Genomic DNA, 23,597 nt, shown 5'->3' with positions numbered 1-23,597 from the left:
CGGGTCGAACGTGGCCTTGTCCATGGCTGCAGGGCGACGCCCCGCGCCGCCGATCGCCTTCTCGGGCCATGGCTGCTTCGGCGTCGTCAGGCCGTGCTCACCGGTGACGGTCCGCCGAGGCTCGATTGCCGTGTGCGGGCGCATGGTGACGTCGCCGCCCTGCGCGGTTACCTCCCGGACTCGGACAGCGCCAGCCCGGTGCCCGCGTCGAACAGGTGCGCACGGTCCAGGTCGACCGCGACATGCAGGCGCTCGCCCGGCGTACCGGTGAAGGTGGGCCGTGCCTTGACCTTGAGCATCTCCGTCCCCACTTGGACGTCGACCACCGTCCGGTCACCGAGCGGCTCAAGGCCGTAGAGCTCACCCGGCAACGACGTGTCCCCACGCCGCTCGACGGACAGGTCCTCCGCGCGCAGGCCCAGCAGCAGCGGACGACCGTTCTCAGCCGTGGTCCAGCGGGGCCGCGGCAGCGTCCAGCCTTCCGCCCCGACCAGACGATCTCCCTCGGCGCGGCAGGCGAGCAGGCTGATCGCCGGGCTCCCGACGAAGCCCGCGACCCACTGGTTGGCTGGACGCTCGTACACCTCGGCCGGCGTTCCGACCTGCTGCACCTTCCCCTCCTTGAGGACCGCGACCCGGTCGGCCATGGACAGGGCCTCGACCTGGTCGTTGGTCACGTAGACGAAGGTCCCCCCGAGGCTCCGGTGGATACGGGTGAGCTCGGTGCGCATCTCGACGCGGAGCTTGAGGTCGAGGTTCGTCAGCGGCTCGTCCATGAGAAACGCGCGCGGGCGACGGACCAGCGCCCGGGCCAGGGCGACACGCTGCATCTCACCGCCCGACATCTGCGCGGGACGCCGCTGCAGCAGACGTTCGATGTGCAGCAGGCTCGACATCTGCTCGACGGCAGCGGCGATCTCGCTCGAAGAACAGCGGCGGGCCCGCAGCGGCGAAGCGATGTTCTCGTACGCCGTGCGTCGCGGGTAGAGGGCGTAGCTCTGGAAGACCATGGCCAGGTCGCGTGCGGCCGGGGTGTCAGCGGTCGCGTCCCTCCCGTCCAGATGCACCGACCCGGCGTCAAGCTTCTCAAGGCCGGCGATCGCTCGCAGGGTCGTCGTCTTGCCTGCCCCGGAGGGCCCGAGCACGACGAAGAACGAGCCGTCCGGCACGTCCAGCGTCACCCCGTCCAGGGCCTGGACCTTGCCGAAGGACTTGCGCAGCCCGTGTACTGCCACGGTTCCCATCAGGCCACCAGCTCTTCCGTGTCCACGTCGTAGACCGGCGGGGGCCCGCCGGTGTGCCGCAGCCCGACCGGTGCGTCAGCAGCGAAACGGACAGTCGGTGCCATCCGAACTCGTACCTCGCGCTGGCCGCCGTGGTCGACCACGTAGATGATTTCGTCGCCCAGCCACTCCGCCGAGACCACGCGAGCCGGGACCGAACCTTCCGCCCCTGGTTCTGTGACTTCCAGCGCCTCCGGACGGACGCCTGCGACCAGGCGACGGTCGCGCGGCAGGCCTGGCGGCGGCGTGAGGACCAGTCCGCCCTGACTGCGCAGCTTCCCGTCGGCCACCTCCACCTCGATCAGGTTCATCGGCGGGGAGCCGATGAACGCGGCGCAGAAAAGACTCGCCGGACGGTCGTAGACCTCCAGCGGCGTGCCGATCTGCTCGACGCGGCCCTTGTTGAGGATGGCGATTCTGTGACCGAGCGACATCGCCTCGACCTGGTCGTGGGTGACGTAGACCATCGTCGTCCCCAGTTCCCCCTGCAGGTGCTTGATCTCCGTGCGCATGTCCGCCCTCAGCTCCGCGTCCAGATTGGTGAGGGGTTCGTCCATGAGGAACGCGCGCGGTCGTCGCACCAGGGCGCGAGCGAGCGCGACGCGCTGCTGCTCCCCGCCGGACAGCCGGTGCGGTCGCCGGTCCAGGAGCGGACCGAGCCGCATCAGCCGGGCGGCCTCGTCGACCCGCTCCTGCACCTCCGCCTTGGGCAGGCCCTCGGCCCGCAGTGGGAACGCCAGGTTGTCGCGGGTTCTCAGATGCGGGTAGAGAGCGTAGAACTGGAACACCATGGCGATGTCGCGCTCGGCGGGCGGCAGGTCGTTGACCAGCGTGTCGCCGATGTGGATGTCGCCCGACGTCTGCCTCTCCAGGCCGGCGATGGCCCGCAGCGTGGTCGTCTTGCCGCAACCCGAAGGGCCGAGCATCACGAACAGCTCGCCGTCGCCGATGGACAGGTCCACGTGCTCGACCGCGACCGTCCCGTCCGGGTAGCGCTTGTGGAGGGTGGTTACCTCGATGCCCGCCATCAGCGTCGCACCGCCCCGAGCGTCACACCGGCGACGAGGTGCTTGCGCACCAGATAGGCGAAGACGAGCACCGGTAGGGCGAAGACCACGGAGGCGGCGGCCACGAGACCCCAGTCCACAGTGGTTCCACCGATGAGGCCGGCGATGGCGGGTGGGGCCGTCCGCACGCTGTCGCTGGAGGTGAGGAAGATGGCGAACACGAACTCGTTCCACGAGAAGATGAGTGCGAAGACCGCCGTCGCGGCGATGCCCGGCAGGAGCAGGGGAAGGGTGAATTTCCAGAACGCCTGCAGGCGGGTGTAGCCGTCGAGCATGGCGGCATCCTCGTACTCTGCGGGCACCTCGTCGACGAACCCCTTCATCATCCAGATCGTGAACGGGACGTTGAACGCGGTGTAGATGAGGATCAGGCCGAGCTTGTTGTCGATGAGTCCGAGTTGGCGGTACATGAGGAAGATCGGGATCACGACCACCACGGGCGGCATGAAGCGGGTGGACAGGATGAAGAACAGTTGGTCCTTCTTGGCCTTCACGGAGAAGCGTGAGTAGGCCCAGGCCGCCGGGACCCCCAGCACGGTGGCCAGCGCCGTGGAGACCCCGGCGACCACGACGGAGTTGAGGAACGAGACGGACAAGGCCGAGCGACCGCCGCCGGAGCCGGCGAACACGTCCTTGAAATGGTCCAGAGTGACCTTGAAGTCGAAGAACTTGGCCGGGATGGCGTAGACGTCCCGGTTCTCCTTGATGGACGTCTCGATCATCCACAGCACCGGAAAGAGCATCACGACGGCCAGCACGGTCAGCAGCGCGACCTCCAGCACGGCGCGGCCCCGGCCGCCACGGCGCCGCGTGGGGGGCGTGTGATCCCGGCCAGGACCCGCGGACACGGCCTCGTCGACGGAGACGGCCATCAGTCCTCCTTGAGCTTGTTCAAGTAGCGCAGGTAGAGCTGCGTGAGGACGAGGACGATGAGGACCATGAGGATCCCGTACGCCGAGGCGGTTCCGGTGTTGAAGCCCAGGAACGCGACCTTGTAGACGTGGAACGACAACGTCTCGGTGGAGACCCCCGGACCTCCGCTGGTGAGGATGTAGACGAGGTCGAACAGCCGGAAGGCCTCGATGGCCCTGAACAACACGGCGATGAGGAGCAGCGGCCACACCAGCGGAAGAGTGATGGTGCGGAACCGGAACCACTCGGACGCCCGGTCGATCGAGGCGGCCTCGTACAGGTACTTGGGGACCGCCGTAAGGCCCGCGAGTGCGATCAGCATGATGAACGGCGTCCATTGCCAGGTGTCGACCACGATCAGGGAAAGCAATGCCGTTCCCTGCTGGGTGAGCCACTCCACCTGCCCCAGGCCGAGCGAGCCGAGCATGCTGTTGATCACGCCGAACTGCGCGTCGAGCATGAATCGCCAGAACAGCCCGACCACGACCGGCGACAGCATCATCGGAACCAGGAACAGAGTGGTCAGCACTCCTCGCCCGTGCGTGCGCCGCGAGATCAGGTAGGCGATGGTGAAACCGAGCAGGGTCTGCAGGGCGACCGCGCCGACCACGTAGATCAACGTCGTCAGGGCCCTCAGGTGGACCTGCGCCGACGTCAGGATGGCGGTGTAGTTCTCGAACCACACGAAATGGGCGGGCCCCCCGCGGGTGGCCGAGTAGTCGGTGAAAGACAGGTACAACGCCCACAGCAACGGGAACACCGACATCGCGAGCAACAGCAGCAACGCCGGGGAGATGAAGGCCCCGGCGAGCCAGCGGTCGCTCAGGCGGCGGGACCGGCCCGGTGCGGGCGGCGTCGCGGACGCCGCCTGCCCGGGCTGGTCGATCGTCAGAGGAGCGGACTCACTCACAGTCCGCCGCCGCCCTTGCGGTTGCCGGAGTCGAGCACGGCCTGCTGCTCCTTGGCGATGTCGTCGAGCGCGTCCTTGGGCTTCTTCGCGCCGTTGAGAGCCGCGTTCACGTTGGTGTTCTCAATGTCGATGAGGCGCGCGTACTCGGGCACATTCCACATGTCCCGCATCCGCGAAACCGAGTCGGTGTACACCTTGTTGAACGGCCCGGCATTGAGGAACTCGGGCGACTCCAGGGCGTCCGTACGCGATGGCACGCCACCGGCGGCGGCCCACTTCTTCTGGATGTCGGCCCGCTCGAACCACTTCATGAAGTTCAGGGCCTCGTCCTGGTTCGCCTTGGGGGAGTAGGCCGACACATGCATCCCCATGCCGCCGAGAGGCACCAGGTTCGTCTTCTGGCTCGGCAGGGGGGCGAAGCCCAGCTTGTCGAGAATCTGCTCCCGCGTGGTGCCGAGCGTCGACTGCTTCGGGTCGAGCAGGCCGCCGCTCGCGGCGATCCAGTTGAACGCGATGCATGCCTTGCCCTGGGCGACCGCCGCGTTCACCTCGTCGATGAACCAGTTGCCGGAGCCCTTGGCGGTCAGCGGCTTCATCTTGTTGACCAGGACGTCCATCGCCTCCTGGCCCGCGGCGTCGTTGACGACGCCGTCGATCTTGCGCGCCTTGGCGTCCCAGAGGTTGCCGCCGTAGACGCCGTTGACCGTGTTGTAGGTCACGGCCGCGGCGTCGGAGCCGTTGGCCTGGTGGAAGGCCAGCCCGCTGACGCCGGGGTTGTCCGCCTGGCACTTCTCGGCGACCGAGATCATCTCGTCCCAGGTCTGCGGCGGCTTGTCGCCGATCAGGTCCTTGCGGTAGATCATCGTCCAGGTGTCGCCGAGCAGCGGCAGTCCGTACAGGCTGGCGTTTTCGTCGCGCTTGCCGGTCTCCGCCTGGGGGTACTGGCCGTAGGCCGCCAGGAGGTACGGGTTGTAGGCCTTGACATCGATGTTCTTCTTGACGAAGTCGGTGATGTCGAGGATGTTGCCGTTCGTCACGGCCTCGCCGATGTGCTGCGAGTCCAGGATCGGGATGTCGAAGTCGGTCTTGCGCGCTGCGAACTGGGTGAACATCGCGTCGTGCCAGTTCGCGTTCGGCACGGTCTTGACCTTGATGGTCACGTTCGACCGCTCCTTGGTGTACTCCGCGTTCGCGAAGTCCTCCAGCGCGTGGGCGGGGGGCCAGTCGAACCAGATGAAGCTGAGGGTCAGCGGGTCCTTGGTGAGCTCCGGGATGGTCGCCGGCGCCTTGGGGGCGCTCGACGTCGCGCCGTCGTCCTCGCCGCCACCGCCGCACGCCGCCATGGTCGTGGCCACCAACATGGCCGCCGCCGCCAGCCGCGCATTTCGACCGGGAACGGACAGTCGTCCTATTCGCCTTGGATACCGCATCTTCGTGCCTGCTTTCTGGGTGGGGAGGTTCTGGAGCCCTGCTGCGTGGTTCGCCGAGCAGTTGCTGGGGGGTGTTCAGGCGTGTTGCCGGCTGTCGCAGGGCTGACCCGCAGACCGGCGTCACGGGTACGCCGCGACGTAATGGGGCTTCAAGCAGTCAAGAAGTCCTTTGGTCCTTATCGGCCTGGGGGCGAACCGAGTAGGACGTCGAGCATGCTCATTGGAGCTCCAACTGATCGAAGCGGAGCAGATGACGGGGGGATTTCGCGAGGGTGAAGGATGGCTGGCATCCGCCACCTTTCCTATACGATCCGAGTGGGGGCGTCAACATCCCGCAGCGTTGCGACCGAAGTCAACAGCTTTCCGAAAACGTAAGAAAGGTCTCACGTCACGATGGACGACGAAGTGATGATCGCGCGGCGCCGTGGGGCCATGACGGGCGGAACGCCGCCGCGAAGATCTCGCGGCCGGCTCGCCGACGAGGTGTACGACACGCTGCTCGGACAGCTCATGTCGCTACGGATCGAGCCTGGCTCCCGCGTCACGATCGACGTCCTGGCGCGAGAGCTGGGGGTCTCGCAGACGCCGATCCGAGACGCTCTCAACCGCATGGAGGCCGAGGGCCTGGTCGTGCGTGTGCCCCACGCCGGCTATCGCATTCCCCCCCAGATCACCCGTCAGCGATTCGAGGACATGCTTGAGCTCCGCCTGCTCCTGGAGCCGGCGGCGGCGCGCAGATCCGCCGAACGCGCATCCTCCAAGCAGGTGGCCGGCCTGCGGAGAATGCTGGAGGAGATGGCGGAGCTGGAGGGGGGTGGCAACGGGCTCATGGCCTACGGCGCCTTCGGGCTACGCGACGCCGCTTTTCACGATCTCGTCGCCCTGAGCGCGGAGAACCAGGTCATCCGCGAAGCGCTCGCTCGCCTGCACACGCACGTGCACCTGTTCCGGCTTCTCCACGACACCCAGGTCACCTACTTGGCCATGGCCGAGCACGAAGAAGTCCTGGCCGCGATCGCCGCGCGTGACCCCGACGCCGCCGCCTACGCCATGCGCCAGCACATCCTGCGGTCCGGCGAGCGGTTCCGGCGATTGTTCGACGAGGTCAAGGACGCGGACGGAATGGCGTAAAGGCTTGACGGGCGGGCTGGGCCGAGGAATGCTAACCCAATCGGATCGGATTGGATCGATCCACCTCACCCTGCCCCAGATGCGAGGAGAAGCAGGTGCCCAGAGCGCTGCTCCTTTCCGGCGACGCCGCCGAGGAGCTCGACACCATGTATCCCTACTATCGCGTGCAGGAGGGCGGCTGGGACGTCGACGTCTCGTCACGGACGATGCGTGACATTCAGCTCGTCATCCACGAGTTCGACCCGAACTCCGACGCCTACGTGGAGAAGAACGGCCGGAAGCTGCCCGTCGACGTGACCTGGGCCGAGGTCGACGTCGAGCGATACGACGCCCTCATCATCCCCGGGGGACGCGCCCCCGAGTGGATCCGGACCGACGCCGACGTCAGGCGCATCACCGAGCACTTCTTCGCGCGCAACCTCCCGATCGCGCTGGTGTGCCACGGCGCACAGGTGCCGGCGGTGTACGGGCTGCTGAAGGGCCGCAAGACGGCCTGCTTCCCCCCCATCACCGGTGACATGGAGAACGCGGGCGCGACGGTCATCGACGCTCCCGACGTCGTGGACGGAAACCTCGTCTCCTGCCGCGGATGGCCCGACATGCCGCAGTTCGGCAGGGTGATGATGGAGGTCTTCTCCAAGTCCGTCAACTCCGCATCGGCATGAGCACACCTGGCCGGTCTCGGTGACTCGATCCCGGCCAACCTGTTCAACCCGCGAGTGATCGTCGTCGGAGGCTATTTCGCCTCGCCGGCCCAGTGGCTGCCGCCACACGCACAAGACCGGCTGCAACGGCTCGTGGTAGCCGGTCCAGCCGCCCAGTGCCGATTCGTCGTCTCCACACTCGGCTTCGGCGCCGCCTCCCATGGCGCGGCGAGCATGGTGATCAACCACATCATCGACGACCCGACCACGATCATGGATTTACCCAGGCCGGCACCTTACTGACGGCTCCACAGACCTGGAGATGGCACCCTCCAGCAACCGCAACATCTGCTACCGCCAAGTGGCAATAAGCGCGACGGCGCGCGCCTTGCCTGACCTCCCCCCAGTCAGGAAGGTTTTCATGTCACCACATCATCGAACGTGGGCCAGGCTGCTCGACGCAGCCCTGCCAGAAAACGGACGACGCCCGAGACGTCGCACCGCGACCACGATGGCCTTGGCCCTCGTCGCCCCTTTCATCACGCTCCTCGCGACGCCGGTGAGCGCCGAGGCCCCTACGGCGGCTGAGCCCGCTTTCAAGGTCGCTCCAGCGGCGCTGCTGCAGCCGTCCGCGCCTGCCGCCAAGGCCGCACCACCAGACGCCGGCTTCAAGGTGCTCGTGGTGCGCAGCACCCAGGACGCGGTGTCGTCGGCCGGCCTGGCCGCGATCCGGGATGCGGCCAAACCCGGTGAATTCACGGTCGTGGCGCCCGGGCCCGCTGACGTGGGCGACCATTTCACGGAGAAGAAGCTGAAGCAGTACCGCGCGGTCGTGTTCTTGGACACGGGTCTCGCGAGCCCGCTCACGGACGCGCAACGCGCGAACTTCGAGAGCTACTTCCGCGACGGCGGCGGCTTCGTCGGCGTCGGCTCGGCGGTCGAGACCGACGAGTCCTGGTCGTTCCTGACTGACCTCCTGGGGACGCGTGCGTCCGGCAAGACCGACGTGCAATCGGGTGACGTGAAGGTCGCCGACCGCGTCCACGACGCGAGCAAGAATCTGCCGCAGTTCTGGTCGCGGACCGACAACTGGTACAACTTCGCGAAGAACGTCCGCGGTGTGTCACACGTCCTCGCCACCGTCGTCGAGGACCCGTTCGGGCCGCAGCCGCAGGGCGCCGACCTCGACGGGATCGCCGGGGGCACGATGGGCGCCGATCATCCGGTCTCGTGGTGTAAGGACTTCGAGGGCGGCCGCTCGTTCTACACCGGCCTGGGCAACACGGCCGCGAGCTTCGACGCCGGCCTCACCAAGCACCTCAAGGGCGCGATCGGCTGGGCCGCCGGCCAGGCCGACCCGGCCTACAGCGATTGCGGCGCGACCGTGCTGGCCAACTACCAGCAGACGAAGATCGGCTCGCCGCCGAACCTGCAGGAGCCGATCGGCTTCGACCAGCTGCCGGACGGCCGGGTGCTGCAGACGGACCGCCTCGGCTCGCTGCGCATGCACGACTCGACCACGGGCGTCACCACGGTCGTCGCCAACTTCGCCGATCCGAGCCTGCCGATGACGCAGCAGATCTACTCCGCGGGCGAGGACGGGCTCTATGGCCCGGCGGTCGACGCCGACTTCGCGACCAACAAGTGGGTCTACCTCTACTACTCGCCGAAGGAGGTCACCGACGTCAAGCTGAGCGATGGATCGGTCGTCACCCAGATCACGCCGAACACCAATCCGCCGAACGTGGCGGCGTCCAAGACCGCGTGGGATCCGTACGTGGGCTATTTCCAGCTCAGCCGCTTCAAGTTCGTCGACGCCACCGACAGCACGCCGGCGCACCTCGACATGGGCTCCGAGCAGCAGATCATGCGCGTGCCGGTCAACCGCCAGGAGTGCTGCCACGTCGGGGGCGACATCGACTTCGACAAGCACGGCAACCTCTGGATGGTCACCGGCGATGACACGCCCGCGGGCGGCATCAACGCCGGCGGCTACGGGCCGTACAACTCGCAGAAGACCGACGAGCAGCAGACCGTGCGCGTCACCAACGCGACGGGCGGCACGTTCACGCTGACCTTCGAGGGCCAGACGACGGAGCCGATCGCGTGGAACGCGGATCGCAATGCGATCGACGCGGCGCTCGAGGCGCTCTCGAACATCGAGGCGGATGAGATCCAGACCAGCGGCGGCCCGGTCAACACGTCGAACGTCAACGTGTTCTTCCGCCGCGGCAAGCAGCAGTCCGATCAGCCGCAGATCACCGCCGACGGCGCCGGCCTGACCGGCACCGCCACGCCGGCGATCGCCACCAACACGGCGCAGGCGGGCGGCTGGTATCAGCGGCTCACCGGTGACTCGCGCCGCACCGCGCTGAACACCAACGACCTGCGCGGCAAGGTGCTGCGGATCAAGGTCAAGGACGGCAACATCTCCGCCGCCGACGCCAACAAGGTCGACTTCGGCTCCGGCACGGGCGCCTACTCGATCCCGTCGGGCAACCTGTTCCCGCTGGTCGCGGGCGCGCCGCAGGCCAAGACGCGGCCGGAGGTCTACGCGATGGGTTTCCGCAACCCGTTCCGGATCCAGGTCGACGAGAACGACGTGGCCTACATCGGCGACTACTCGCCCGACGCCCAGACACCGCAGCGCTCGCACGGCCCGTCGGGCACCGGCCGCTACGAGATCGTGCGGAAGCCGTCCAACTACGGCTGGCCGACGTGCTACAAGCGCGACCTCGCGCACTACGAGTGGAACTTCCACGAGTTCGCGCCCGGCACCACCACCGCGGGCACGCCGCTGAACAACCCGGCTCAGAAGTTCGACTGCGACGGGCCGACGCAGCGCAACGACTCGCTGTGGAACATTGAGGGCGGTCCGACGGTCGAGCCGGGCCTGAGGGACGTCCCGCCGGTCACCGACCCGGACATCTGGTACTCCTACCGCGACAACAACACGAGCGCGCCGCTCGGCACCCCGTGCGAGGCCTACTACGCGCCGACCCCGGGCCCGATCGCGCCCGGCTCGACGACCGAATGCCCGCGGCTGTTCCCTGAGCTCTACACCGGCGGCGTCGGTCCGCACGGGGTCACGAAGTACCACTACGACCCGGAGAACCCGAACCCTAACAAGTTCCCGCCCTACTACGACGACTCGGTGATCATCAGCGAGTGGACGCAGGACACGCTGCGCGAGGTCAAGCTCGACAAGCAGAACAACCACGTCCAGAAGATCAACAACTTCCTGGATTGCGGCAGCCGTGCGAACGCCGGAGCAGGCAGGTTCCGGTTCGAGTGCGACAACCCGATGGACTTGCAGTTCGGTTCTGACGGCGCGTTCTACATGCTGACCTACGGCAACGGGTTCAACGTCATCAGCCCCGACGCGGGCATGTACAAGTGGGAGTACGTCAAGGGCAAGCGCGCGCCGAAGGCCGTGCTCACCACGGACCGCACCGACGGCTCAACGCCGCTGACCGTGAACTTCTCCAGCGCCGGCTCGCTGGATGAGGATCCCGGCGACTCGATCCGCTACGAGTGGAACTTCGGCGACGGCTCGGCGATCGAGACCGACCCGAACCCGGCACACACCTACACGCAGTCCGGCCGCTACACGGCCGTGCTGACCGTGCTCGACTCGTCCGGCAAGCAGACCTCGACCAGCACCGTGATCACCGTGGGCAACACGAGCCCGACGGTGGTCGTCAATACGCCGGTGGAGGGCGGGACGTTCGCGTTCGGCGACGACATCCCGTTCTCGGTCACGGTCACCGACCCCGAGGACGGGACGGTGAATTGCTCCGAGGTGCAGGTGACGTTCGTGCTCGGCCACGACGCGCACGGCCACGCCGAGGAGTCCGTCAACGGCTGCTCGGGCGTGCTTCACACGGAGGCCGACGACGTCTCACACGGCGGCAACGTCTCCGGCGTGGTCCAGGCGCGCTACACCGACCACGGCGGTCCGGGCGGCGTCCCACAGCTGACCACGACCGGCCAGCACCAGATCCGCCAGAAGCACCAGGAGGTGGAGTTCGTCGTCAATCAGTCCGGCACCAACACGGCGAACAACACCGACGGCGGCGGCGGTGTGCACCGCGGCAGCCTGGGCTCGGGCGACTGGCTCCAGCTCAACGGCCCATTCAACCTGACCAACATCGATTCGATCACGTTCCGCGTGGCGGACGCGGCGACCGGCCGCACGCCCGGGTCGCCGCTGGCGGCAATCGAGGTCCATCAGGACTCGATCACCGGGCCGATCCTGACGACGGCCAACCTCGTGTCCACCGGCGGGACGGGAACCTGGACAAGCCAGACGTTCCCAGTCTCGATGTCCGGGACGCATGAGCTGTTCCTGGTGTTCCGCTCGGTCACGGGTGGCGCCACGGGCGGCAACCTGTTCAACCTCAACTGGGCCGAGTTCGTCGGCGCGGGCATCGGCACCTAGCGAACCCGCCCGTGCCGACGAACCCGAGTTCGTCGGCACGGGCGTCGGCGCCTAGCGAACCCGTCCGCATAGCGGCAAGAGAGAAGACACTCATGCGAAGAAGATTTCGCGCATCGCTAGTGGCCGCCTGCGTGACGGCGGCCGCACTCATCCCCGCGGCACCGTCGTGGGCAGAGGAAACGACACCGCCGACGATCAACGTGGCGACGCTGTCGCCCTCTGCGCCGACCGGCCAGAACAACTGGTACCGCGGCTCGGTGACGCTGAACATGTCGGCGACCGACGACGTCGGCATCGCCAAGTTCCAGTACTCGCTCAACGGCGGCGCAGCCTACATCGACGTGCCCGTCGAGGGGGCGCCGGCGTCGGCCACGGCGTCGGCGGTGATCACGCAGGAGGGCAACACCAGCGTCCGGTACCGCGCGGTCGACACGTCCGGAAACGTCGCGGCGTTCCGCTCGATCTCGGTCCGGATCGACACGCGCGCGCCGGCTGCGTCGTACCCGGCGATCACCGACGGTCACGTCGGTCACGTCGCCACACTTATCCCGACGCGCACGGACCCCGCCCCCGGCTCGGGCGGAGTGGCTGTGCTGAACATGTACCTCGACGGCAAGCTGGTCCCGCCGTTGCCGGTGCAGACCTCCGACCTGTCGCTCGGCGTGCACATGCTCGCGGTGCATCTCTCTGACGCTGCTTCCAACAGCGCGAAGTACACGCAGACGTTCATCGTGACGACATCGTTCGCGGACGTCGGCACGCTGATCACCCGGTTCGTGACCGCCGGCAGCGTCCCGGCGGAGGTCGGCGCGGCGCTCCAAGCCAAGCTCGACGAGGCGAAGGGGCTCGCCGACGCCGGTTCGGCCAAGCGCGCGAGCCAGGTCCTGAACGAGTTCGTGTCGATCGCCGGCGACGGGATCGCGCCCGGCTCGGCCCGCAGCACACTCGTGGGGGACGCGCGTTACCTGATCGACCAGCTCAAAGGCCGGCTCGCGCCGGAGCCCGCGACGGGCCTCGAGTCTGAGCCCGCGGAGGGCCCGAAGTTCATCCCGGACCCGGTGCTCGCCCCGCTCCCGCACAACCCGGACGCCGACTACAACGTCCTGGTCTTCTCCAGGACGACGGGCTTCCGGCACGACCACATCCCGCACACCGTGGCCGCGATCCAGAAGCTCGGCATCGCGCACAACTTCAACGTCGACGTCTACGACCCGCAACTCCCGACCGTCACGCTGCCCACGAGCCCGTTCCTGAGCCTCGACACGCTCAAGCAGTACGACACGATCGTCTTCGAGTCCAACGTCGGGCACCCGGGCCCGCTCGATCCGACCACCGAGCAGCCGACCTTCGAGGCCTACATGAACCAGGGCGGCGGCTATGTCGGCATCCACGGCGCCGCCGACTCGTTCGAGATCCGCACTTGGCCGTGGTACGGCAACCTCGTCGGTGGGTTCTTCACCAACCATCCGAACGGCCAGAACGGGTTCGGCCAGTGCGGCAGCTGCATCCACACCGAGGTGGTGACCGAGGACAACACGCACCCGGCGACCGCGCATCTCCCTGACCGGTGGATGACGGTCGACGAGCTCTACAACTTCGACCGCAACATGCGGGCCGACGTGCACACGCTGCTGAGCCTCAACGAGGACAGCTACCAGCGCAGCCTCAACAGCGGCAACGCGGCCACCAACCCGCTGCGGCTGATGAACGGAGACCACCCGATCGCGTGGTGCCAGAACTGGGGCGGTGGCAAGGCGTTCTCGAACATCCTCGGCCACTTCCGGACGCAGTACTACGACGACTCGTTCATGCGGATCATCCTCGGCGGGATCGAGACGACCGCCGACCGCACGGGCGCCAACTGTTCGTCCTTCCGCGAGACCAGCCTGCTGATCGAGGCCGACCGAGCGGCCGGGCTGCTGACCGCGGACGCCGCGGACGCCGCCGATGCCGCCCTGGACATCGCGCGGGACAGCTACCTGGCAACCAAGTACACCACCGCCATCCCGGCGCTGAACTCGATCGTCGACCTGGCTAACGACAAGGCCTCCGGCGACGCTGCGGCGCGTTCCGAGCTCGCGCGGCAGGCGCGCGCGCTGCGGGAGTGGATGCAGAACCTCAACCGCTGACCCGTTCACGCGGCGGGGGCGGTGGATCGCCGCTCCCGCCGCGCTGACGCTGTAGCGCACCACTATCCGGGCTGTCGCGGGTGCCGCCCCGCAGACCGGCCTCACGAGTACGCCGCGCCGTAGGGGAGCTTTAGGCGGTCGAAGTAGGGCGCTGGCAGGCGGTTCCGCGATGGTGCAGGATGGCTAGCATCCGTCACCTTTCCTATACGATCCGAGTGGTCGTTCAGCTGCAGCAGCGTTGCGACCGATGTCAACAGGTTCGCGAAGACGCTAGCAGGGACCTCACGTCACGATGGACGACGAAGCGACGATCGCGCGGGGCCGTGGGGCCATGACGGGCGGAACGCCGCCGGGAAGATCTCGCGGCCGGCTTGCCGACGAGGTGGACGACACGCTGCTCGGACAGCTGGAGGACTTCCCGAAACCCGGCTGTCGCGTCTGTTGATGTGACGGTCGGTGAGTCGGAGGTTGTTGGGGCTGTCGGGTGTGTCGGGGCCGGAAGCGGCGGCCTGAATGATTGATCATTCGGATCAAGACGACCGATGGCCGGCCGCCGCGCAGCGAGCGCATGACCGGTCTTGATCAAGAGCAAGTTGACTGGCCGTACGAGCAGTTGGCGCGGATGGTCGAGTGGGAGGCTTCGACGGGGTCGGCCCCGGGTGCTGCCGCTGTATACGGCGTTGGTGATGGTTTTGTTCGCGTTACGGCAAGATCTCGATCGAAGGCGTGTACTCCGACAAGAAGGGGTACTGCGGGCAGAACGTTCAGGTCGCCACGCTGTCCGGGCGCCTGGCGGAGGTCGGCGACCCATGCCCTGGCTCCATGCGCCGCATCCGGGCCGCGGTGGAGCGGGCCGTCGCCCGCCTCACATGCTGGAAGTCCTCAAAACCGGCTTCCGGCGATCACTGGAGGACTTCCCCGCAGTGCTACCGAGCCTGGCTCGCGCGTCACGATCGACGTCCTGGCGCGAGAGCCGGGGGTCTCGCAGACGCCGATCCGCCGAACGCGCATCCTCCAAGCAGGTGGCCGGTCTGCGGCGAATGCCGGCGACGAGATCAAGGACGCGGACGGAATGGCGGAAAAGCTTGACGGGCGGGCTGGGCCAAGGAATGCTAGCCCAATCGGATCGGATTGGATCGGATCGGATCGATCCACCTCACCCTGCCCCAGATGCGAGGAGAAGCAGGTGCCCAGAGCGCTGCTCCTTTCCGGCGACGCCGCCGAGGAGCTCGACACCATGTATCCCTACTATCGCGTGCAGGAGGGCGGCTGGGACGTCGACGTCTCGTCACGGACGATGCGTGACATTCAGCTCGTCATCCACGAGTTCGACCCGAACTCCGACGCCTACGTGGAGAAGAACGGCCGGAAGCTGCCCGTCGACGTGACCTGGGCCGAGGTCGACGTCGAGCGATACGACGCCCTCATCATCCCCGGGGGACGCGCCCCCGAGTGGATCCGGACCGACGCCGACGTCAGGCGCATCACCGAGCACTTCTTCGCGCGCAACCTCCCGATCGCGCTGGTGTGCCACGGCGCACAGGTGCCGGCGGTGTACGGGCTGCTGAAGGGCCGCAAGACGGCCTGCTTCCCCCCCATCACCGGTGACATGGAGAACGCGGGCGCGACGGTCATCGACGCTCCCGACGTCGTGGACGGAAACCTCGTCTCCTGCCGCGGATGGCCCGACATGCCGCAGTTCGGCAGGGTGATGATGGAGGTCTTCTCCAAGTCCGTCAACTCCGCATCGGCATGAGCACGCCTGGGCTGTTCCGGTGACGACTCTTCGGACCGTCACCGTCGACGGCTCCCCCGTCCACGTCCTGGAGAGTGGCACGGGGCCCGCGGTGCTGATGCTGCACGGCTCCGGACCCGGTACGACCGGATCCGGAGCCTGGGCGACGACGGCAGAGGCGCTGGGCACGTCCTGGCACCTGGTGGCTCCCGACCAGGCGGGGTTCGGCCGTACGCCGATCCCGCCGGGCTCCAGGGGTGGGCTCCGGCTGTGGACGGAGCAGGCCGCGGGCCTGATGGATGCTCTCGGTGCCGAGCACTACGCCGTGGTGGGTCACTCCATGGGTGGTGCCGTGGCGCTGGCGTTGGCGGCCGCGCGTCCCCAGCAGGTCACCCATGTCGTGGCGGTCTCGACGATGGGCGCCCCCGGGGCGCCGCTGTCCGCCGACCTCGACGCGGTCTGGGCCGCCCCCGCCGGCCCGCCCGGGGCGCGGGACATGTTGAGTCGCCTCGTCTTCGACCAGACGCTCGTGACCGAGTCGGCCGTCGCTGCCCGTGCGGCCGCGATGGAAGCGGGGGCGGCCGCATACGCGTCGCTGTTCCCTCCGCCCAGGGCACGTTGGGCCGACGACCTCACCCTCTCGGCGCGAACGCTGGCAGGGGTCCGCGCGCCCGTGCTGCTCGTCCACGGCGCCGAGGACCGGCTGACCCCGCTCGGGACGGCGGCCCTGCCCCTGCTCGAACACCTGGCCGATGTCCGTCTGCACGTGCTCGGCCGATGCGGGCACGTGCCGGCGCTCGAGCACCCGCACGAGTTCAGGCGACTCCTGTCGTGCTTCCTCGGCCGGGAACGAGGTCACTGATCGCTGCGACAGGTCCGCGGCCCGTCGTCGTGATGCCGCGGGTTGCGCCCGAACTCGTGTAACTACTATAACCAGTTACATGGTATTGAGCTGGAAGCTGGTCGTCGACAGCGTGAACGCGCCCGTGCTGGCGGACTTCTGGGCCGCGGCGCTGGGCTACGAGGTGGAGGATCCCAGCGCGCTCGTCGGGCAGTTGCTGGCCGCCGGTCACCTCCCGGCGGAGGCGGCCGCCGAGCACGGCGGCCGCAGGATCTTCCGCGGCTACGCCGCGATCCGCCACCCCGACGACCCCTTCGACGCCACCAGCGGCGTCGGGCTCGGGCGGCGGCTGCTCTTCCAGGACGTGCCCGAGGGCAAGGGCGGCAAGAACCGCCTGCACATCGACGTGCACGGCGAGCCCGGCGGTCTCGACGCCCTGGTGGCGCGGCTGGAAGGCCTCGGAGCCACCCGCGTCCGCGAGGTGGACAGAGGCCCCGCCGGTCACTGGTGGATCATGCTCGACCCAGAGGGCAACGAGTTCTGCGCCACGTAGGCGAGCAAGGTCCCCGAGCGCGTCAGCCCAGCTCGACCGCCTGCCTGAGGAAGACGACGCCGTCGATCGTGTCGAGCCGGGCCGGGTCGAGCGGGAAGTAGCGGAAATCCCGGGAGACGCGCGGTGCGGGTTCGGTGACGGCCTCGGCCAGGCGGCGGGCGTCGACGAGAGAGCGGTCCCACGGGAGCGTGGACAGGATGCCCTCGACGGTGTCCGGGGGAGGGGCGTCGTCGCCGGTCGTGCCGAGGGCCGAGGCGAGGAAGGCGTACCGGTCGCCCAGGTGCGCTCCGGCGATGGCCCCCGCGCTCCACCACTCCAGCGTCTGGTCGCCGAGCGGCATGACGCTCCTGTTCCGCTGCAGGTGGAGGTTGTGGCCGAAGACCAGGGCCGGGCCGTGGCCGGCGACGGCCCGCAGGTTGGCGGCCATCATCGCGTCTCGCTGCGCCGACAGGCGGGTCCACCGCGCCTCGGACGCGTCGGCCATCCAGTGGTGGTAGCGGAGCAGGCCGACGGCGGTGCGGGCGTACAGTGCCGCCCGCTCCCCGTCGTCCGCGCTCAGCCGCGGGACCTGCGTCTCGAGCAGCGCCACCAGGTCGTCGGCGATCAGCCGCAGCCGCCGGGCGTCGGCGGACCGCCCGATCGACCGGGCCGGATCCCTGGCCGTGGCCTCGTCCGACCACCGGTCGTCCGGGCCGAGCAGTTCGTCCAGCTCCTCGGGAGCGCAGGGGAGCGGGCCGTCGAGGAGGGCGTGCAGGGCGGTGAGCGCCTCGCGCGGGCTCGCCGCCCAATACTCCAGCGGGCCGTCGAATCCGAAGAACCGGAGCTTCTCGTCGTGTTCCTCGTTGTACGCGCGCATCCAGCGCACGAGTTCCCGGTTGGCGGCCGACGCGCCGAAGTTGTGGCTGAAGCCGCGTTCCATGACGTCGTCGAGGTCGCCCGCGCCCGTCCTGACGTGGTCGTCCACCACCAGGCCCATGAGACAGTCGCTCTCGATCGCGAACGACCGGTAGCCCTCGTGCTCGACCAGATGCCGGAAGACCTCGTTGCGCACCTCGCCCAGCTCGCCCACGAAGTGCCTCGCCTCACCCAGGCCGAGCAGCAGGGGCCGCGCCGGCAGCGACCGGAGGAACGCCGAGACTCCCGCGCCGTCGAGCGGCCGGGCCGTGTCCTTGATATCCATGCCTTCGACGGTATCGTTGAACCCTCGATGTAAACTTTTCCCCGCTCGGCTCTGCTGATCAGCGACGGACCTTCAATCGGAGATGTATCCATGAGGCCGGTGGACCTGGCGCGGGAGCACGGCCTGTCCACCCAGGCGGTCAGGAACTACGAGGACGCCGGGATCCTGCCCGCCGCCGGGCGCACCCCTTCCGGCTACCGCGTCTACACGCCGCTGCACGCGCGGGCGCTGCGCGCGTTCCTCTCCCTCGTGCCCGGGCACGGTCACCAGACGGCCACGTCGATCATGCAGGCGGTCAACCGGGGCGCCACCGAGGACGCGCTGCGGATCGTCGACGAGAGCCACGCCCGGCTCCTGGACGACCGCCGCACTCTGGAGGCCGTCGAGGCCGCCCTCCACGACCTGGCGCCCGTGCCGCAGGAACGCGGCGACACCCTCAACGGCGACACCTTCATCGGCCCGCTGGCGAGAAGACTCGGCCTCCGCCCGGCCACCCTGCGCAAATGGGAGAACGCGGGGCTGGTCCGGCCGCGGCGCGACCCGCGGACGGGTTACCGGGTCTACGGCGCCGCCGACGTACGGGACGTCCGGCTGGTCCACCAGCTCAGGCGGGGCGGCTACCTGCTGGAGCAGATCGCCCCGCTGATCGCCCAGGTCCGCTCCGCCGGAGGGGTCGCTCCGCTGGAGTCGGCCCTGGGTGACTGGCAGGCCCGCCTGTCCGCCCGGGGCCGCGCCATGCTCAGGGGCGCCGCCGACCTGGACGCCTACCTCCGGACCCGCGACACCTGAACCGGAGACCTTCGAAACAGGCCACGCCGGTTCACCTGGCCGTGTAGCCGCCGTCGGCGACCAGCACGCTGCCCGTCATGAACGAGGAGTCGGCCGAGAGCACGAACTCGACGACCGACGCGATCTCGGCGGGCTCCGCCAGCCGGCCGAGCGGAATGTTCGCCGCCGAGTCCGCGAGCGTCTTGCCGAGGCGCGCCTGCTCCCGCTCCAGCATGGGTGTCCTCGTGCCGCCCGGCGCCACGGCGTTGAAGCGGATTCCCTGCTCGGCGTTCTCCAGTGCGAGGACGCGCATGAGGTTGATCACCGCCGCCTTCGACGAGCTGTACGCACTGAGCCCGGGAGCGCCGACCGTCCCGAGTTCGGACGCGATCGCCGCGAAGGAGGGGGCGGACGACCGCGCGAGCAGCGGCAGGGCCGCCCGGGCCAGCACGAAGACGGCACGCAGGTTGACGTTCAGCACCTCGTCGAACGCCTGCGGGGACGTCTCGGGGGCCGGAGCGGTGTAGCCGATCCCCGCGCAGGCCGCGACTCCGTCGAGGCGCCCCTCGGCCTCCCCGAGCTCGTGGAGCAGCGACTCGACGGCGGCCTCGTCGGCCACGTCGATCGCCCGGCTGACGATCTCGGAGTCCAGTCGCTCCAAGCCGCTTTCGTCGAGATCGGCCGCCCACACCCGCCAGCCGCGTTCGTGCAGGCGTCGCGCGGTCGCCGCGCCGATTCCCGACGCGGCTCCGGTCACCAGGACGGTTCCAGGCATCGTGCTTCCTCTCTCCCGGATCCCCGGCATCTTCGAACATCTGTCAGATCGTGTAAATGTTCGTCAACTTTGATCGAGCTTAGGGGGTGACAATATGCCCTCGACTCTGCTGGATGTCCAGATTTCGCGACATCAAGGTTTGATAACGCCACTCCTCGGCCACTTCGGCATGCGTGCTGAGCTGCGCCGGGGTTGTCGCGCAGTCAAGGCCGCCCGTCGGCGGTTGCCGATGGTGCTGGAGGGCCTTGTGTGAAATCGATGTGAACACCTGCCGACCCCTAGACAACTCTGGAAGACCTCTGTCACATTTGAGGAACATGAGCCGTCCGGCAGGAGGGACACCGGTGGACCACAGCTCGGGCCAGCGCTTTCTTCGGGCGGCGCGGGTGTATCCCGCTCTCGGCGACGACGTCCTGCACGACGCGGTGGTCGAGATGCGGGGCGACCGCGTCGTACGGGTGCGCACCGCGGCGGACGCCGCCGACGACCTCGCCCGGCCGGGCGCCCGGGTGATCGACTACGGGGACGCCACCGTCGTCCCCGGCCTCGTCGACGCGCACTGCCACATCACGCTGACCGGCGACGGCACCCCGTACGAGCAGCAGGTTCTCGACTCGGACGAGATGATGGCGCTCATCGCCGTCAGCAACCTGCAGCGGCATCTCGCCTCCGGCGTCACCACGATCCGGGACAACGGCGGGCGCAACCGCATCGTGTTCGAGGTGCGGGAGGCCGTCGAGCGGGGCTATGTCAGAGGACCCCGGATGCTGCTGGCCGGCCGCCCCATCACCCATTCGTACGGGCACTTCTACTGGTGCAACGGAGTCGCGGACGGCGCCGACCAGATCCGCGCGGCCGTGCGCCGCCTGGTGGCCGAGGGCGCCGACCACATCAAGATCATGGCCTCCGGCGGGGCGACGGCCGGGAACATCCCCTACTACTCCTCCTACACCGCCGCCGAGATGCGCGTCGCCGTCGACACGGCGCACGGCCTCGGCCGGTTGACCACCGCGCACTGCCGGGCCACGTCCTCGATGCTCAACGCGGTCGAGGCCGGCCTCGACTGCATCGAGCACGGGGAGTTCCTCGTCCCGGGCGAGATGATGGAGTTCGGCGGCGGCGTCGCCTCCAGCGGTCGCATGGTCTACGACCCGGCGGTCGCCCAGACGGTGCACGACGCGGGCACCTTCATCAGCTTCACCGCCCAGACCGGCGGCTGGGAGACGCTGGTCGACCTGCGCCGGCGGGCCGAGCGCGGCCCGCTCGGCGACACGGAGAAGGGCCGGGTCTCCGCCATCGAGGCCTACTTCGACATGAAGCTCGGCATCCTGTCGTCGATGCTGGCCGACGGCCTGGGCCCGCGCATCGCGATCAGCAGCGACGCCGGTCCGTACGACGTCGCCTTCGGCGGGCTCCAGCACGGCATCGAACTCGCCGTGGCGGCCGGCCTGACCCCGCTCGCGGCCATCCGCTCGGCGACCGCGGTCGCCGCCGAGGCCTGCGGCATCGCCGACCAGGTCGGCACCCTCGCGCCCGGCCGCCTCGCCGACCTGCTCGTGGTCGGCGGCGACGCCACCCGTGACGTCTCCCGGCTGTGGGACGTGCGGGCCGTCTACCAGAGCGGACGGCTGGTCGCCCCACTGGTCGCCGACTCGGGCGCGGACACCGGCGTGGTCCCCCTCCTGCCGGTCCGGCCCGCCGCCTCCGTCCCCGATTGCTGACCCACCCGAACCACCCCCGGCTCCCCGGACCGCCCCCGTCGAGAGGTGAGAACCCCATGTACCCACGAGACCTCAAGGGATACGGCAGGCGCCCGCCGCACGCCGGCTGGCCGGGGGGCGCGAAGGTCGCCCTGCAGTTCGTCGTCAACTACGAGGAGGGCGGCGAGCGTTCGGTCCTGCACGGGGACCGGTGCTCGGAGGCGTTCCTGACCGAGGAGCCGACCCGGGAGTTCCCCAACGTCCGCAACCTCAACGTCGAGTCGCAGTACGAGTACGGCAGCCGCGCCGGGTTCTGGCGGCTGCACCGGCTGTTCACCGAGCGGGGGCTGCCGGTCACGGTCTTCGGCATCGCCGAGGCCCTGGAGCGTAACCCCGAGGCGGTCGCCGCGATGCGGGAGGCGGAGTGGGAGATCGCCTGCCACGGCCTGCGCTGGATCGACTACGCGGAGATGCCGGCCGAGCAGGAGCGGGAGCACATCCGCCGCGCGATCGACCTGCACACCAGGGTCACCGGCAGCCGGCCCGAAGGCTGGTACACCGGCCGGATGAGCCCGAACACCCGCCGCCTGGTGGCGGAGGAGGGCGGGTTCCTGTACGACTCGGACTCCTTCGCCGACGACCTGCCCTACTGGGAGCACGTCGCCGGCCGGGCGCACCTGGTCGTCCCGTACACCCTGGACAACAACGACGGCCGCTACCTCAACACCTACGGCTTCCAGTCGGAGAGCTTCTCCGCCTATCTGCGCCGGGCGCTCGACCTGCTGCGCGAGGAGGGGGACGACCGGCCGAAGATGATGAGCGTCGGGCTGCACACGCGCATCGCCGGCCGCCCCGGCCGGGCCGCCGACCTGATGCGTTTCCTCGACCACGCCGCCGGGGCGGGCGACGTGTGGGTCGCCCGCCGCGTCGACGTCGCCCGGCACTGGCACGAGACGCATCCCGCCGTCCCGGCGAACGCGTCCTGAGGGGGCCGGCGATGCGTGTGCTGGTGACCGGAGCCTGCGGCTTCGTGATGAGCGTGTTCATCCGGCGCTTCCTCCAGGAGCACGAGGAGGCGCGGGTGCTGGCCCTCGACGTGGGCGAACCGGATACGGCCTGGTCGGGCCATCTGGCGGACGTCGCCGGCCGGGTGGACGTCGAGCGCTGCGACGTGCGCGACCGCGACCGCCTCGCGACGCTGTTCGCCCGGCACCGGCCCGAGACCGTGGTGCACGGCGCCACCGTGACCCTGGTGCCCGAGTGGGAGAGGGAGGACCCCGGGCGGTTCCTCGACGTCAACGTCATGGGCACCGCCGCCGTCCTGGACGCCGCCCGCCGCGCCGGCTCGGTCGGCCGGGTCGTCCACGTCAGCAGCGCGGCCGTGTACGGCGCCGGCGACCCCGGGCGTACGGAACCGCAGGACGAGGACACGCCCCTGGAGCCCGACGACATGTACGGCGTCAGCAAGGTGGCCGCCGAACTGGTGGCCAGGCGGTTCGCCGCCCTCTACGGCATGAGCGTGCCGATCGTGCGGTTCACCAAGGTGTTCGGCCCGATGGAGCGGCCCACCTCCGCGCGGACCCTGATGTCCCTGCCGTACCACCTGGCGCGGGCCCTCGTCGCCGGGACACCGCTGGCGGTGACGCCGCGGACGCTCCGGGCGGCCGGCGACTGGATCAGCGCGGTCGACGTCGCCGCCGCGCTCGGGCTGCTGTGCACCCGGCCGGACGTCGGCAGCGTGGCGTTCAACCTGGCCGGCGGGGCCGCTGTCCCGGTGCCGCGGCTGGCCGAGCTGTTCGGCGTCGAGATGGTCGCCGACCCGGAGCGGGCGGTCGCCGACATGGACCCCGCACTGCGCTCGGGCAAGGACGGGATCTACGACGTGGGGAGGGCGGCGCGGCTTCTGGGGTGGCGGCCGCGCGACCTGGCGCAGCAGGTCGGCGAGTACCGGGAGTGGGCCCTCGCGCACTGGACCCCGGAGACCCTCGCCGACCCCGGCGGCGCGACGTAGGTACTTCTCACATTCACGCGCCATATGCTGCTGACCAACTCAAGAACACTTATCAAGGTCCTCAGATGGCTAAATTTACCGTTTGGA

General features: G+C 69.1%; 20 protein-coding genes. 13 read left to right on the top strand and 7 right to left on the bottom strand.

The window, feature by feature from the left end; translation table 11 throughout:
- Window positions 1-167 precede the first annotated feature (167 nt).
- Genes F5972_RS15370 through F5972_RS15350 form a run of 5 tightly spaced genes read right to left on the bottom strand, consistent with a single transcriptional unit; the run spans window position 168 to window position 5,533 of the window.
- Window positions 168-1,244: an ABC transporter ATP-binding protein gene (locus F5972_RS15370; RefSeq protein ID WP_150934171.1), complete on the bottom strand. Its 1,077-nt coding sequence runs from the start codon at window positions 1,242-1,244 to the stop codon at window positions 168-170.
- Window positions 1,244-2,311 (bottom strand): ABC transporter ATP-binding protein, encoded by a 1,068-nt coding sequence (locus F5972_RS15365; RefSeq protein WP_150934170.1) that lies wholly within the window; start codon window positions 2,309-2,311, stop codon window positions 1,244-1,246. Before F5972_RS15365 ends, F5972_RS15370 begins: the two co-directional genes overlap by 1 nt.
- On the bottom strand, window positions 2,311-3,222 hold the full coding sequence (locus tag F5972_RS15360) for a carbohydrate ABC transporter permease (RefSeq protein ID WP_150934169.1): 912 nt from the start codon (window positions 3,220-3,222) through the stop codon (window positions 2,311-2,313). Before F5972_RS15360 ends, F5972_RS15365 begins: the two co-directional genes overlap by 1 nt.
- Window positions 3,222-4,172, bottom strand: a complete 951-nt coding sequence (locus F5972_RS15355) for a carbohydrate ABC transporter permease (RefSeq protein WP_150934168.1) — start codon at window positions 4,170-4,172, stop codon at window positions 3,222-3,224. The genes F5972_RS15360 and F5972_RS15355 overlap by 1 nt, the downstream gene beginning before the upstream one ends.
- Window positions 4,169-5,533 (bottom strand): extracellular solute-binding protein, encoded by a 1,365-nt coding sequence (locus tag F5972_RS15350; protein WP_225311511.1) that lies wholly within the window; start codon window positions 5,531-5,533, stop codon window positions 4,169-4,171. Before F5972_RS15350 ends, F5972_RS15355 begins: the two co-directional genes overlap by 4 nt.
- Before the next feature lie 462 nt (window positions 5,534-5,995).
- Between F5972_RS15350 and F5972_RS15345 the strand changes: the two genes are divergently transcribed.
- The 9 genes from F5972_RS15345 (at window position 5,996) to F5972_RS15300 (ending at window position 17,076) form a co-directional block, all read left to right on the top strand.
- Window positions 5,996-6,733, top strand: coding sequence for a GntR family transcriptional regulator (locus F5972_RS15345; protein WP_150934166.1), 738 nt, complete (start codon window positions 5,996-5,998; stop codon window positions 6,731-6,733).
- A 95-nt stretch (window positions 6,734-6,828) separates the two neighbouring features.
- Window positions 6,829-7,398 (top strand): DJ-1/PfpI family protein, encoded by a 570-nt coding sequence (locus tag F5972_RS15340; protein ID WP_150934165.1) that lies wholly within the window; start codon window positions 6,829-6,831, stop codon window positions 7,396-7,398.
- Between the two features lie 54 nt (window positions 7,399-7,452).
- Window positions 7,453-7,680 carry a hypothetical protein gene (locus F5972_RS15335; protein ID WP_191910137.1) on the top strand — a complete coding sequence of 76 codons (228 nt, stop codon included), beginning with the start codon at window positions 7,453-7,455 and terminating at the stop codon, window positions 7,678-7,680.
- A gap of 19 nt (window positions 7,681-7,699) precedes the next feature.
- Window positions 7,700-11,818 (top strand): ThuA domain-containing protein, encoded by a 4,119-nt coding sequence (locus F5972_RS15330; protein ID WP_150934164.1) that lies wholly within the window; start codon window positions 7,700-7,702, stop codon window positions 11,816-11,818.
- A gap of 200 nt (window positions 11,819-12,018) precedes the next feature.
- Window positions 12,019-13,947, top strand: coding sequence for a ThuA domain-containing protein (locus F5972_RS15325; protein ID WP_150934163.1), 1,929 nt, complete (start codon window positions 12,019-12,021; stop codon window positions 13,945-13,947).
- Window positions 13,948-14,239: 292 nt separating this feature from the next.
- Complete coding sequence (locus F5972_RS15320) at window positions 14,240-14,392, top strand: hypothetical protein (protein ID WP_225311510.1); 153 nt, start codon at window positions 14,240-14,242, stop codon at window positions 14,390-14,392.
- Window positions 14,393-15,133: 741 nt separating this feature from the next.
- Entirely contained in the window at window positions 15,134-15,703 is a 570-nt protein-coding gene (locus F5972_RS15310) for a DJ-1/PfpI family protein (protein WP_150934165.1), read from the top strand.
- 19 nt (window positions 15,704-15,722) lie between these two features.
- Window positions 15,723-16,544, top strand: a complete 822-nt coding sequence (locus tag F5972_RS15305; protein ID WP_150934162.1) for an alpha/beta fold hydrolase — start codon at window positions 15,723-15,725, stop codon at window positions 16,542-16,544.
- Between the two features lie 79 nt (window positions 16,545-16,623).
- Window positions 16,624-17,076 carry a VOC family protein gene (locus F5972_RS15300; RefSeq protein ID WP_150934161.1) on the top strand — a complete coding sequence of 151 codons (453 nt, stop codon included), beginning with the start codon at window positions 16,624-16,626 and terminating at the stop codon, window positions 17,074-17,076.
- A 22-nt stretch (window positions 17,077-17,098) separates the two neighbouring features.
- On the opposite strand, the gene F5972_RS15295 is transcribed toward F5972_RS15300, so the two are convergent.
- Window positions 17,099-18,256 (bottom strand): erythromycin esterase family protein, encoded by a 1,158-nt coding sequence (locus F5972_RS15295; protein WP_150934160.1) that lies wholly within the window; start codon window positions 18,254-18,256, stop codon window positions 17,099-17,101.
- Window positions 18,257-18,346: 90 nt separating this feature from the next.
- Between F5972_RS15295 and F5972_RS15290 the strand changes: the two genes are divergently transcribed.
- Entirely contained in the window at window positions 18,347-19,045 is a 699-nt protein-coding gene (locus F5972_RS15290; protein WP_150934159.1) for a TioE family transcriptional regulator, read from the top strand.
- 31 nt (window positions 19,046-19,076) lie between these two features.
- Here the strand turns inward: F5972_RS15290 and F5972_RS15285 are convergent, their stop codons facing one another.
- Complete coding sequence (locus tag F5972_RS15285) at window positions 19,077-19,799, bottom strand: SDR family NAD(P)-dependent oxidoreductase (RefSeq protein ID WP_191910136.1); 723 nt, start codon at window positions 19,797-19,799, stop codon at window positions 19,077-19,079.
- Window positions 19,800-20,143: 344 nt separating this feature from the next.
- On the opposite strand from F5972_RS15285, the gene F5972_RS15280 reads away from it, so the two are divergent.
- Genes F5972_RS15280 through F5972_RS15270 form a run of 3 tightly spaced genes read left to right on the top strand, consistent with a single transcriptional unit; the run spans window position 20,144 to window position 23,510 of the window.
- On the top strand, window positions 20,144-21,520 hold the full coding sequence (locus F5972_RS15280) for an amidohydrolase family protein (protein WP_191910135.1): 1,377 nt from the start codon (window positions 20,144-20,146) through the stop codon (window positions 21,518-21,520).
- Window positions 21,521-21,576: 56 nt separating this feature from the next.
- The gene (puuE, locus tag F5972_RS15275) at window positions 21,577-22,485 is read left to right on the top strand and encodes an allantoinase PuuE (protein ID WP_150934156.1); all 909 of its coding nucleotides are present in this window, start codon (window positions 21,577-21,579) and stop codon (window positions 22,483-22,485) included.
- 11 nt (window positions 22,486-22,496) lie between these two features.
- On the top strand, window positions 22,497-23,510 hold the full coding sequence (locus tag F5972_RS15270) for an NAD-dependent epimerase/dehydratase family protein (protein WP_150934155.1): 1,014 nt from the start codon (window positions 22,497-22,499) through the stop codon (window positions 23,508-23,510).
- Window positions 23,511-23,597 lie beyond the last annotated feature (87 nt).

Origin of the sequence: Microbispora cellulosiformans (assembly GCF_008728085.1) — a bacterium.
Classification (GTDB): Bacteria; Actinomycetota; Actinomycetes; order Streptosporangiales; family Streptosporangiaceae; genus Microbispora; species Microbispora amethystogenes.
The sequence above is the reverse complement of the archived record's forward strand: the minus strand, read 5'-3'. Positions and strand labels throughout refer to the sequence as shown.